Here is an 11,830-nt window from a genome sequence, read left to right on the forward strand (position 1 = left end):
ACCTAAAGGCGGTGAGTCCTTATGAAAAACAGGGATAAAAGACGAAAAAAGAAACGTGATTTTTTAAAGGATTACTTAAAAAACAAGTTAGGAAATTGGAACCCTAGACTTGGCAAAGAGCCTACCTCCAACTCTAAGACGACGCAAGAAAATAGAAACCTTGATTAAATAATATTTGGGTGTAGGTATTTAGAAGTTTTTCACCATGAAAGATAGCCCCCTTTAGAAGTCTATCTCCAGAGGGGGCTTGATTAAAAGGCATATTTATTTAACAGCTTCTTTTAATTCTTTTCCTGGTTTAAAACCTTTATTATATATTTCTTTTAGAAAAAGTTAATACTTCCTTTTAAGATCAAGCTAATTTCCTTAATAAGGAATAGGATAGTTAAGGTAAATTTAGCATGGATTTGACGTTGTGAAAGTTAACATTGCTTTAAGTATATTCTGAAAGCCCACGCGTTCCATGTCCTTCCCACTAGCCTTATTATTGTAAATATACTTTCCATCTGCGATATAAGGTTTTATTACTTCTAACTGTCTATCTAAATTTTGTTCATTTGTACCTACACGAATATAACCAAAATTAATTCCCATTACTAAAATCATCCTTGTTTTTAGTAGACAGTTTAGCTATATAAAAACCACTAACAAAAGGTCTATTTCTAAGATTAAATAGACCTTTTGTTAGTGGTTTTCCAGTGTTTAAAAAGATGTACATTTTTGTACTATATCATCGGACAGACTTAATCCTAGGTTATGTATTGTCCCCTTTCAAGATTTCTTGCCCTGCGAGGTTTTTTGATGTATTCCGGAGAGATACATTATGGTAACTAAACATGCATACGATATACAACTTAAAAACCGAGAAAACACTAACCCTAATCAGTGTCTTTTCTGTTCAGAATTCGAATAAGAAAAGTGGTAGATGCCTCACGGCGTCTTGGGTAGTTTGCTTCAGATATGAGGTGTTATTTATTTTACTATGTTCTGTGTTTTTCAATTTTAAAAGGTTATCGATAATAATAGAGTTAAATAAAACAATAAAAATACTAGAAAGAATAATAAATGCAGAATAAAAATTGATTCATAAGAAGGAATGGAAAATAAAGATAGATAAAAATGTCTTAGCTATTAATCGGCTAAGACATTTTCTCTGTGTTGAATGTATTGTTATAGGGCTGTATTTATAGTTTTTTCTCTTTTGGACATATTATATATGGATATATTGAATAGGAGGTTGTTTTATGGAAAATAAACATAATCATGTTATGTTAACTTCTTCTAAATTATCTTATTTATGGACGACTTATCTTTCGGATAGTATGTCAATTTGTATTTTCAAACATTTTCTTCAACATATCGAAGATGAAGAAATTAAAGCTATCGTTACTTTTGCCATGCAATCATCAGAAAAACACATTAACTTTATTCGTGAGATTTACTCAAAGGAAGATATTCAAATTCCACAAGGTTTTACTGAAGCTGATATTAATTTAAAAGCCAAGCGCTTATTTTCTGATGTGTTTTACCTTCAATATATTAAGAACATGTCTAAAGGAGGATTAGTAACTTACGGTAGAGTGATACAAAACATTTATCGTCAAGATATTCTTACTTTCTTTAACACTTGTTTAATGCAGACCATTGAACTAAATACCAAGGTAACTAATCTTTTACTAGAGAAAGGAATCGCACTTCGTCCACCTACCATTCCATATCCTAAAAAATAGAATTTGTACATAAACAATCCTTTATTTTAGAGGGTCTAGGAAGAAGAGGAGCATTCACAGGAACAGAAGTAAATAATCTGTATGCAAATATCCAAACAAACTATTTAGGTACTGCTTTAGCTACGGCCTTTAGTCAAGTTGCTGAATCCGATAAGCTTCGTAAATATTTCCTAAGAGGAAAAGAAATTGCATTAAAACATATTAAAGCTTTTTCCAGTTATTTGGAGATGTGTTCACTACCAACACCTATGTCATATGACCAAGATATCACGGATTCTGAAGAACCACCTTTTTCTGATAAATTAATGGCATTTCATTTTAGTTTAATGATTTATGCTGGAATTGGAAACTATGGGGTATCTATTTCTGAAGATCAGAGGACGGATATGGATGTAGATTATTACCGTTTAATAGCTGAAATTCTAAAGTATTCTGAGGATGGTGCTAATATTATGATTGCAAATGAGTGGTTAGAACAACCACCTTTAGCAGCTAATCGAAGGGATTTAGCAAAGGATTAAAACAATGTGGCAAACAAAGAAGAAGCATTGTTGTGGAGTATTGCACTTCCAGGATTCGGACAGTATTTAAACGGCAAATTTTTAAAAGATTCCATTTTGATACTATTAGAATTAGTTGTTAATGTTCAATCAAACTTTAACGAAATCATTATTTTAAGTTTTCACGGAGATATTGAAAAATCTATCCAACATGCTGATTATCGATGGCTGATGTTTTATCCATGTTTATATTTTTTTGCAATGTGGGATGCTTGGAAAGATATAGGTGGAGGAAAAGACAGGCATGCTTTTCTTCCCTTTGTGTTTGCAGCTTACTTTGTTACGCTGGGATGTATTTATTCCTCTAGCGTTAAGCTGTTTGGGGTATTATTAGGACCTATTTGGCTGCCCATGTTATGTGTAATACCAGGATTAGCTTTGGGAACCATATTGAGAAAAATATCGAATTAACTAAAGCTAAATTTCTCATTGTATAAATGAGAAATTTAGCTTGTTTTATTTGAATTTCTTTAGTCTTATAAATCCACATTTTCTTAGTGTTATTCCAATTATGAGTTTAATGCTGTTAATAATGATTATATAAACCATTTTTGTGATTGCGGATAGGTAAGTTCATATAATATAAACTATCGTATGTAAATAGCTGCTGAATTTGTGATTTCAATTTTTTTAGCTTATTCATTGTGCATGGATAAAAGAACAACCGCAGCGGTAATAAGAAGTCCACCTAACAGTTGATACATTCCAAATGATTCGTTTAACCAAATGATTGAAACAACTGCTGCAACTAGTGGTTCAATGCTAGATAATAGACTTGTTTCCGTTGCGCTTAAATATTTAAGACTACCAATGTAGAGGATAAAAGATAACGTCCCACTAATAATTACGAGAAACAATATTAATAACGTGTTAAATGTTAATGTATGTGTCAAATGTACCGCACTAAAACCTTCGCTGTATATAAGTAAAGCAATGCCACCAATTAACATGCCCCAGCCAACGATGATAACGGTCCCCCACTCTTTTATCAATGCTCTAGGATGGAGGGTATAAAAAGTAAAGCCCAGTGTTGTAAGTAGACCAAGGATAATGGCTTTCTTCGAAAATACAATATTTTCAACAGAACCATTCGTAATTAGAAAAAAAGTTCCCACTAAAGCTGCAACGACCGCCAATAGTTGTATTATCGTTGGTAGTTTCTTTGTTTGTATTGTGATGTAAATGGTGATTAAAACAGGACCAAGAAATTGAAATAGCATTGCCGTAACGGCATTACTCACACGGATGGTTTCAATAAAAGCATACTGAGCGCCAAGCATCCCTAGAACACCAAATATAATTAGTTGGACCCAATGGCTTGGATGCTTCCAAACACCAAATATATTTTTTTTAGTAAGATATAGTAGTGTCAAAGTTATAATGCCGGCAAGTAGTAACCTTACAATGAGAAATTTACTTGATGTGAGGCTACTATTTTGAAAGAGCCATTGTATCATTGGACCCGAGACTCCCCATAATGCAGTCCCACTAATAACCATTAAAAATCCAATATGCTGCGATGTTTTCATGATGAATCCCCCTTGTTGAGATGTTTCTATGAAGATAGAAATAATTTTATAAAAATATTATAATGAGTACCTGGCTTTTTATGGAGGGTCACATTATACTTTATCGAAGGGGTCAGTTAAAATAATGGAATTAACACCAATGCTTGATTTACATAGTAGAAAACCTCTATATGTACAGTTGTATAGTTTTATAAAACAGGAAATCGAAACAGGAAAGCTCCCACCCTACTCTAAGCTGCCTTCCAAACGGAAACTTTCTAGGCATTTACAGGTTAGTCAAAATACCATTGAAGCAGCATACGAGCAACTTGTTGCAGAAGGATATATCGAAGGAATTTCACGTAAAGGGTACTTTGTATGTAAAATAGAGCAATCATTTCGTAACCTAAAAGAAAGCGTTATATATATCAAAGAAAAGTCCTATAAAAATAATTTCGCCTTTGATTTCACTCAAACAGGCGTAGATTATTACTCATTTCCTTTTACAGTATTCAGGAAAATATCTAATGATATATTAAGGGATGAAAATAAAGACTTATTAAGGATAGGACATCCTCAGGGAGAATATGATCTTCGTGAAGCCATCGCTTTATACCTTTACAAGTCTCGAGGTGTTCGAGCATCACCAAGTCAGATAATTATTGGATCAGGTACACCAACACTTATTAGACTTTTATTTAGGCTAGTAAAAGGAAGTTTGTATGCTGTGGAGGATCCTGGGTATCATCGCAGACTTGTAACCTTTGAAAAGGGGAACGCAAATGTACGTCTAATTGCCCTTGATGATGATGGGATAATGATATCTAAATTAGAGGATAGTGATGCTGACATAGCTTTTGTTACCCCATCACATCAATTTCCGTGTGGAATGATTATGTCCATTTCAAGACGGAAACAGCTTTTAAACTGGGCTCAAAAAAAAGATGGGCGTTACATTGTAGAGGATGATTATGACAGTGAGTTTCGTTATTCAGGAAAGCCAATTCCGGCTTTACAAAGTTTAGATTCTCAAGAGAAAGTAATCTATATGGGGACGTTCTCAAAAGCATTACTACCCTCATTACGTATAAGTTATATGGTACTCCCCCAACCATTAATTGAAAATTTTCATAAAAATCACTTTAGCTTCGTTCAGTCTGTATCACGCCTTGACCAAGAAATCATTAAAAGATTTATGCAGGAAGGCTACTGGGAAAAACATATTAATAAAATGCGAGTTGTTTACAGAAAAAAAAGAGATGGACTCATCGCAGCAATTTCAACTTATTTTCCAGACTCCGTTGAAGTTATTGGGCTTAATTCTGGGTTACATTTTTTAATGCAGCCAAATAATGGTATGAGTGAACAAGAACTTATTGAAAGCGCAGCAAAATATAGTATCAAAGTCTACCCAGTATCGGAATATGGGCAGAATAATAACCAAACTGTTCTGTTAGGCTTTGCAGTCCTATCTGAAAAAGAAATTCATACGGCAATTCAATTGTTAGCAAAAGCTTGGATGGGATAACCCTTTTGTATGAAGAGTACTCATGTCATAAATTATCTATGACATGAGTGCTTTCCTCTGCATTTATCTCTATTTTGGGGGAATTTGTTTAACTGTGCCATCCAATTATTAAAAAAGACCTCTATATCCAGTTCTTGACCCTCGTATTCTACGATATAAGGCACTTCTCCATCTCTTCCAAAAGGAAAAAAACCACCTCCTGCGGGAACTTCACTTATATAACTTTTTGGAAGGAACTCTATTTCAACACTTATTAGATACTCCCCTTTGAAAATAAGAATGTATTCCTAAATATGATTATAACTAATAACCAGTAAGAAAATTAATTCTTATAAATGCTTGAAATTTAAATTACACAAGGTATTCCAAATACTGCGTTGAATGAACAAAATATCAATCATTTATTAAATGAATAAGGGGGGAGAGTTATGCAAGGATATTTTGCAATCATATCATTACTTTTAATGATGATAATGGTTATAATTCGTGCTAAACAGTTGGGGAAAAAGGGAATTAAAGCTTTTAAATTTGGTGAGCTAGATAAAAAAGATTTCTTTATTATCCCATTTGCATTACTGTTTTTTTATCTTATTTTCTCTAGTGTTTTTGATTTGCCCAAACTAGGTACCAAACTATTTAGCAATGAAGTCTTTAGTTGGATAGGTGTAGGTTTATGCACGATGGGTTTAGTATTATTCTCGTTAAGCATAATTTCATTTGGGAAAAGTTTTAGAGTTGGAATTGATGAAGAAAAACCAGGTGAACTTATAACAACAGGTGTTTTTACGATTAGCCGTAATCCCATTTACACAGCTTTTGGATTTGTTTTAATAGGGATATTCTTAATTTTACCAAACTGGATATTATTATTGTACGTATTTACTGGAATTTGGCTTTTTAATCGTCAGGTTCAACTTGAAGAAAAATCCTTGAAAAAGATTTACGGTGAAGAATATGAAGCATACTGTAAAAAAGTTCGTAAATACCTTTAGCATTAGTTGTTGGTGGCAAAGGGTAAGTCTTTCATTCATATTAAAAGTAAAAGTGGAAGATTAACATAGCCAAAAAAATAAAGAATGTGGAAATATGTACTTAACCAAACGGTTGTGTTAGTTTAAGATGATAGTATTTTGGGATCGGAAAGTTTGAAAATAAGAAGGCAAAATAAAACCCTGATTCTTCTACTTGGCGTAGATAAATCAGGGTTTTATTTCCTAAAAGTGTCTTAACGTAGGCTTTGAAAAAAAGATGTTTTGGGGGGACAGAATTTTACCGATGAGCATGCAATTGATGATTTAAAAGAATTGCTTTCATCAATTGATACATTTTAAAAACTTTAATTATAGATGAAAAGAGTCCTCATGGAATAAGGGCTCTTTTTGTTATCTCTGTAACTCACATTATGGCAACTGAAATTGAATATGACATATTGTCTATAAAGATTAATTACTTTTTGTGCGTGCAAAAACATCTATTTTAAAAATTAAATAGACGTTTCATTATTGATTTTTTCGGTATCTAAAAAGGTGTACTTTTTTAGACTGTCTTTTTATCGATAAGTGTGATCTTGGAGTGAACAGGATAAAGATAAATTCGAAATAAAGTAACTAGCAGTTTTCTTTAATTAACAGTATATGGTATATTTGGTTAAAAGGGAAAATTAACCTTATGATAGGACTTATTATTGCTATTATTCTGTTTAACTTTATTGCGTTTAAAACAAATAAAAGATTGACGGCAAATCAAATCGTACATATTTGGGCATTTACAATTGCTTTGCAACAACTCGGCGATTTATATATTGATACAAAATATCATGGCTATTGGTACTTTTCTAAAGATATTGATGGGTGGCGTGAAATTCTTACATTAACAGTATTGATTCCACCAGTGAATATGATGTTTCTAAATTGGTATCCTTCTGGAGAAGCCTTTCATAAACGTATTATGTATATTTTTTATTGGATGATAGCTATTTTACTTTATGAAGCCATCACATTATTACCTGAACCGTGGGGATACTTTAAATACGGTTGGTGGAATCTATGGCATTCAGCCGTTATGGATCCTTTACTTTTACTTATTGTATTAGGATATTATAAATGGATATATAAGTTGGAAAATAAGCTCTTAGCAGGAAAGAAATAAAAACAAAACGCCACCCCTCAGGAGACAAGGGATGACGTAACATCAAAATTTATCCTTTATACATAATTTTACACATTATAGATTTATCAAGGCTTCAAGCCTTTGAAAAATTACCTCTACTCCATAAAACCATGAATAAATTAAGCTTTTATATTGAACTTAAACTCTATTTCATTCTTTAAAATTTCCGCCCCTCTTGGACTTAGCACTAAACCTTTTGCATATTCCCTATTTTGAGGAGTGATGTCACCTGTTACTATACATTCGTTATAAGACATGTATTTCTTTAAAATAATTTGATTCCCATCAACAAAGATCTCGATAGGGTCTTTTTCTTTAATAGCAAGAACCTTTCTTAGCTCAACTGGAATAACAACTCTACCTAATTCATCTACTTTTCGTACAATACCTGTTGATTTCATTTTATATTCTCCCCTTCCTGCTGCAATATTCTACTTCATTTGATTTTCTATGAATAGATTTATCAATCCAACAAAGGAACCTTAAGTGCTCCTTCCTACATCATATAAATGGTACTAAAACAAGCTTAGCCTGTTTATGTAGTCTCAACGCTGTCGAATGTTTAAAATAGTCCCATTCTATAACTACTCTAGCCATCTTATGATTCACCTTTTATTTCTTCTTGCATCATTTTCTTATTCTTACGAATAAACGAAGGGATTTTGCTAAAATAGTGTCTCTTCACTTCACCATAAGGTATCCAAATTTCTTTTCCCTCAATAAGATCATAAACTTCGTCTAAAATTTGATCTCGTTTCTTGGGATTTAGTTTGACATGAGGGTGGTTGATCGCACTAATATAACGTTGTCTTAATTCGTTCGTTATCCATTCTTTCTGCTTTTGCTTTAATGCTGAAAATTTTTTATTCGTTTGAATTAAACGTCCATTTTGATAAACATGATTTTTCATGTCGTTTCCCCCCTTTTCCCCGTAGTTCCATATAAAATCATTGAATCTTCATTTACCTAGTAGGCTTTTTTCTTAAATTGTTCTTTCACATAGATACAATTTCGTTTATGTTCACGGGAAAAGAAATGATCGTGTTTATAATGTACTTTGACTTCACATGAAGGACAGACAAAAAAACCTATTCTTATTTTATCTTGATTGACCTCATGCGCATAAAACTCTCCTGTAGCTCTAAACATTACCACATGTTTAGCCTTTTCGATTTTTGCTCGCATAACCATATCCTCCTTCACCATATTTTTCATCTATTTCCATGATAAGGGCTATATAGAAAGAAGACAAAGAAAAAACAGCATCCCGTCATAACGGAATGCTGCCTAATCATTAGTTGTTTTTTAACTTGTAGCCTTTAAACGTATATCCATAAATCTTAGTGAGATCAATAAAGCTCTTATAGGAATACGTAATCGCAACCGGTGTACCAATCTGAACTTTCTCGTAAAGCTTCTCCACATCTTTATTATGCATTCTAACACATCCGTGACTCACGTATTTTCCGATGCTACTTTCATTGTTATTACCGTGAATGGCATAGGTATTGCCATTTGTACGATTTACATCTAGTCCTAACCAACGTTTTCCTAAGGGATTGCGAGGGTCTCCCCCAGGAATATGTCCTGTATAATAAGGCCGATTTTTAATCTTGTTCACGATTTTAAAGATGCCCACAGGTGTTTTCTCCCATGTTTTACCCGTAGCCACTGGATTAATAACTTCTATATAGCCATTGTGAAAATAAGCAAGTTTGTTGTATTATATTTAGGTTAGACAAGTAAAACTGTTGAAAATAAAAAGCCCTCACATTTTAGATATGTCTAATATGTGAGGGCTTAACTTTATAACTTTGTAAAGTAATCGGTGAGCTTTTCATTTTCTTTTTGGCGCAACTCTCTATTTTCTTTTTCTAATTGTTGATTTTTTTTCTCTAACTTTTCAATTCTTCTTTTGAGGGAAGAGATGACCGCGTTCTGATTATTTTCATCCCGTTTAATTCTATCATCCACAAATGCTTTTTCTTGTTGATTTCGCAAGAAATCAATGCGCTCTTTGAGTTCTATATGATTGTATAGGGTAGCTTTCGCTACACCTGCTTCTTTTGCCACACTATTAAAGTTTATTGCTTTAGAACTCTTTATAAGACGTTTAATAGCCTCCTCAACTTTATCTTTAGTTGCTTGTTTTCGCTGTTTATGTAGTTGCCGTAGTTGCTCCTCACGTTCAAAATTAGCCATGTTTAACACCTTTCTTCTGTTTTCTTTCTAACTGTTTCTTCACACGTTCAAATTTTCCAAAAATTACATTCCCACCCTTGATTGTTTCATAAATGCTCTGGTATCTCTCCAAGTTTTTTTCATTAGCTTTGACCATATCTTCGCGACCATATTTTTTGGAGGCTTCAATCCACTTTGTAGTGGTTTCTATTAGAAGTTCATACTTTTTAACGTCAAAACTCGTCATACCTACAGCTAAATCAAAACAAGGCTTTCCATCGTTGGCTGTGAGACAAGGAGGTTCTGCTGCTAATGGGCAGTTTCCTTTCACTCTAGCACGACAAGTTCCGTAGGGGTTGTCCAAAGCGTTTAGCTTTTCATCTTTCCACATCATATCTAGAATGTCTTCAGGGATATCTTCTGTTTCAGATACTTGATGAATTTCCCCATTTAGGTTAAAGGAAAATACACCTTGCTTAACCACCTTTTCAAACGCTTCCGTTTTGTATCGTCCAATAAACGGGCGTATCGCAGGGTCATTTCAGGCGAGGCATGAGCTAGTAATTCCTGGACGGTTAAAATGTCAGCGCCACCATTCAACATCTTGACCGCATATGTATGTCGAAATTGGTGTGATTTGAAATGGAATACATTGCCCACTTCGTCAGTAATGTTCTTTCGAAAGCTAGTTTTCCAAGTTGATCTCGTACCCAAAACTGGGAAAATGGTTTTCCCTTACGGGAACCTTTGTACCGAACGAAGATGTATTTATTAGGGTTGTTATCATCGTTACTGAGTTCCTTGGATTTATGGATTAAAACGGCAATCATATTTGCTAATTGGTCGTCAATCGGGATTTTATGACCATTCACATATATTTTTTCAATATCGGTTTGAATAGAATATTTGCCATTTAACCGAACCAAACACTCCTGTGTTAATCCTAATGTATCGCTGATACGCAATCCAGTTTTAAAAGCAATCCACACGACAGGTTGTACATCTGAATGAAGGTCGTTTATATTGTCAAATAATTGCTCTAATACATAGTCAGGAATGTAATCAATAGTATCATCTGATTTCTTATCAAGAGAAGGATAATCCTCAGAGTAAAGTAACTTTGTAGTTGATTTCTTAGGTGCAATACTGTAATCGTAACGCTGGGTATCTCTTAAAAATGAATAAGTGCACTCCACGTTTATATATATAAATTTATCCGGGTTGGCATTTCTATTCTTTAAGTTATTTTGGGCATAATGATGAAGAAACTCTACATACTTTTCTATATGCTGTCTTGTAAGATCTTTTAAATCATCCCATTCAGGTTCTAATTCATTAATAAAATTAAAGAACTTGGGAACCCATCTCACATAATTTTGAGCAGTTGACCAAGAAAATTTCCTGCCACCTAGTAATCTAGTTTTAATATATTTTTTTAAATATTGTCTAAAAGTAACATTTTCAATTTTTGTGAAATCAATATAATAAAGTGGTAGTGAGGCGTTGTAATCTACTCCATAATTGGCATTTAACACCCTAACATCCCATCTATCTTTTCCCCATTCCTCACGGGTATCGGTTAGATTAAATAATTTCTCATATATGGAACGGAAGAAAGTCGCTATTGGTGTTTTAGTCTCAAATTCACCATACTGCACACTTTTTCTTGCTAGGGTTGTTTTTACACCTTTGTTGTTCAACCACCAAATCCACTCTTTCTCAGTTTTCTCAACGTCCAAATCAAGGAGAGAATAGAGGTGAGAATGTTTTCGTTAAGAAATAAAACTAATTTGTTTAGGAATGTTTTGTAAGTATGAAAAAAGCTGTTTAAACTCCATTCATCGTTAAACAACTTACAATAATAAACAAATTTAAGTTCTAAGCCAATAGTTTTGTTTTCGGTTGGAAACTTTTGATTCCTACTAGGAACTTTGTATCTGTTGAAGCTTTCCTCAAAGTTAGGGATGTTACCAATATCATTTACATTCCAAATATCATTGACTAAAAAGTAATCATTATTCACGACTCTCCTTGTTACTTTTCCATCAGGAGATATATCCTTAACCTCGTAAGAGGAGAGAGTAGATGTGATTAAGTTCCAATATTCATTTTTTGTAATTGCATTGTTTGCTATGATTTTATCCAATAAATTGC

Annotated in this window: 13 protein-coding genes and 1 pseudogene; 6 read left to right on the top strand and 8 right to left on the bottom strand. The window is 33.3% G+C overall.

Annotated features, from left to right (window positions below; translation table 11 throughout):
* Positions 1-396: 396 nt before the first annotated feature.
* On the bottom strand, positions 397-594 hold the full coding sequence (locus tag BG04_RS28465) for a recombinase family protein (RefSeq protein ID WP_034655550.1): 198 nt from the start codon (positions 592-594) through the stop codon (positions 397-399).
* Between the two features lie 650 nt (positions 595-1,244).
* On the opposite strand from BG04_RS28465, the gene BG04_RS31590 reads away from it, so the two are divergent.
* The 3 genes from BG04_RS31590 (at position 1,245) to BG04_RS28475 (ending at position 2,701) form a co-directional block, all read left to right on the top strand.
* Positions 1,245-1,730 (top strand): DUF3231 family protein, encoded by a 486-nt coding sequence (locus BG04_RS31590; RefSeq protein ID WP_230586626.1) that lies wholly within the window; start codon positions 1,245-1,247, stop codon positions 1,728-1,730.
* A 77-nt stretch (positions 1,731-1,807) separates the two neighbouring features.
* On the top strand, positions 1,808-2,251 hold the full coding sequence (locus BG04_RS31595) for a DUF3231 family protein (RefSeq protein WP_230586632.1): 444 nt from the start codon (positions 1,808-1,810) through the stop codon (positions 2,249-2,251).
* A 6-nt stretch (positions 2,252-2,257) separates the two neighbouring features.
* Positions 2,258-2,701 carry a hypothetical protein gene (locus BG04_RS28475; protein WP_034655548.1) on the top strand — a complete coding sequence of 148 codons (444 nt, stop codon included), beginning with the start codon at positions 2,258-2,260 and terminating at the stop codon, positions 2,699-2,701.
* A 224-nt stretch (positions 2,702-2,925) separates the two neighbouring features.
* Here the strand turns inward: BG04_RS28475 and BG04_RS28480 are convergent, their stop codons facing one another.
* A complete protein-coding gene (locus BG04_RS28480; protein ID WP_034655547.1) occupies positions 2,926-3,819 on the bottom strand; it encodes a DMT family transporter in 894 nt (297 codons plus the stop codon).
* A gap of 121 nt (positions 3,820-3,940) precedes the next feature.
* Here BG04_RS28480 and pdxR point away from each other — a divergent pair, with 121 nt between their 5' ends.
* The 3 genes from pdxR to BG04_RS28495 all read left to right on the top strand — a co-directional run bounded on the left by pdxR (position 3,941) and on the right by BG04_RS28495 (position 7,474).
* Positions 3,941-5,326 (top strand): MocR-like pyridoxine biosynthesis transcription factor PdxR, encoded by a 1,386-nt coding sequence (gene pdxR / locus BG04_RS28485; protein WP_034655545.1) that lies wholly within the window; start codon positions 3,941-3,943, stop codon positions 5,324-5,326.
* A gap of 428 nt (positions 5,327-5,754) precedes the next feature.
* A complete protein-coding gene (locus BG04_RS28490; RefSeq protein WP_034655543.1) occupies positions 5,755-6,318 on the top strand; it encodes a methyltransferase family protein in 564 nt (187 codons plus the stop codon).
* 676 nt (positions 6,319-6,994) lie between these two features.
* Positions 6,995-7,474, top strand: coding sequence for a hypothetical protein (locus BG04_RS28495; RefSeq protein WP_034655541.1), 480 nt, complete (start codon positions 6,995-6,997; stop codon positions 7,472-7,474).
* Between the two features lie 140 nt (positions 7,475-7,614).
* On the opposite strand, the gene BG04_RS28500 is transcribed toward BG04_RS28495, so the two are convergent.
* From BG04_RS28500 to BG04_RS28525, 6 genes and pseudogenes are all read right to left on the bottom strand, one after another.
* Positions 7,615-7,896, bottom strand: a complete 282-nt coding sequence (locus BG04_RS28500; RefSeq protein WP_034655538.1) for an AbrB/MazE/SpoVT family DNA-binding domain-containing protein — start codon at positions 7,894-7,896, stop codon at positions 7,615-7,617.
* Positions 7,897-8,093: 197 nt separating this feature from the next.
* The gene (locus BG04_RS28505; protein WP_034655536.1) at positions 8,094-8,405 is read right to left on the bottom strand and encodes a hypothetical protein; all 312 of its coding nucleotides are present in this window, start codon (positions 8,403-8,405) and stop codon (positions 8,094-8,096) included.
* Between the two features lie 56 nt (positions 8,406-8,461).
* A complete protein-coding gene (locus tag BG04_RS28510) occupies positions 8,462-8,680 on the bottom strand; it encodes a hypothetical protein (RefSeq protein ID WP_034655535.1) in 219 nt (72 codons plus the stop codon).
* Between the two features lie 109 nt (positions 8,681-8,789).
* Entirely contained in the window at positions 8,790-9,167 is a 378-nt protein-coding gene (locus BG04_RS28515; protein ID WP_275955562.1) for a L,D-transpeptidase, read from the bottom strand.
* Between the two features lie 134 nt (positions 9,168-9,301).
* Entirely contained in the window at positions 9,302-9,697 is a 396-nt protein-coding gene (locus BG04_RS28520) for a DUF6262 family protein (protein ID WP_034652919.1), read from the bottom strand.
* Positions 9,690-11,822, bottom strand: a pseudogene (locus tag BG04_RS28525) (tyrosine-type recombinase/integrase). Before BG04_RS28525 ends, BG04_RS28520 begins: the two are co-directional and overlap by 8 nt.
* Positions 11,823-11,830 lie beyond the last annotated feature (8 nt).

The organism is Priestia megaterium NBRC 15308 = ATCC 14581 (genome assembly GCF_000832985.1).
GTDB classification, from domain to species: Bacteria; Bacillota; Bacilli; order Bacillales; family Bacillaceae_H; genus Priestia; species Priestia megaterium.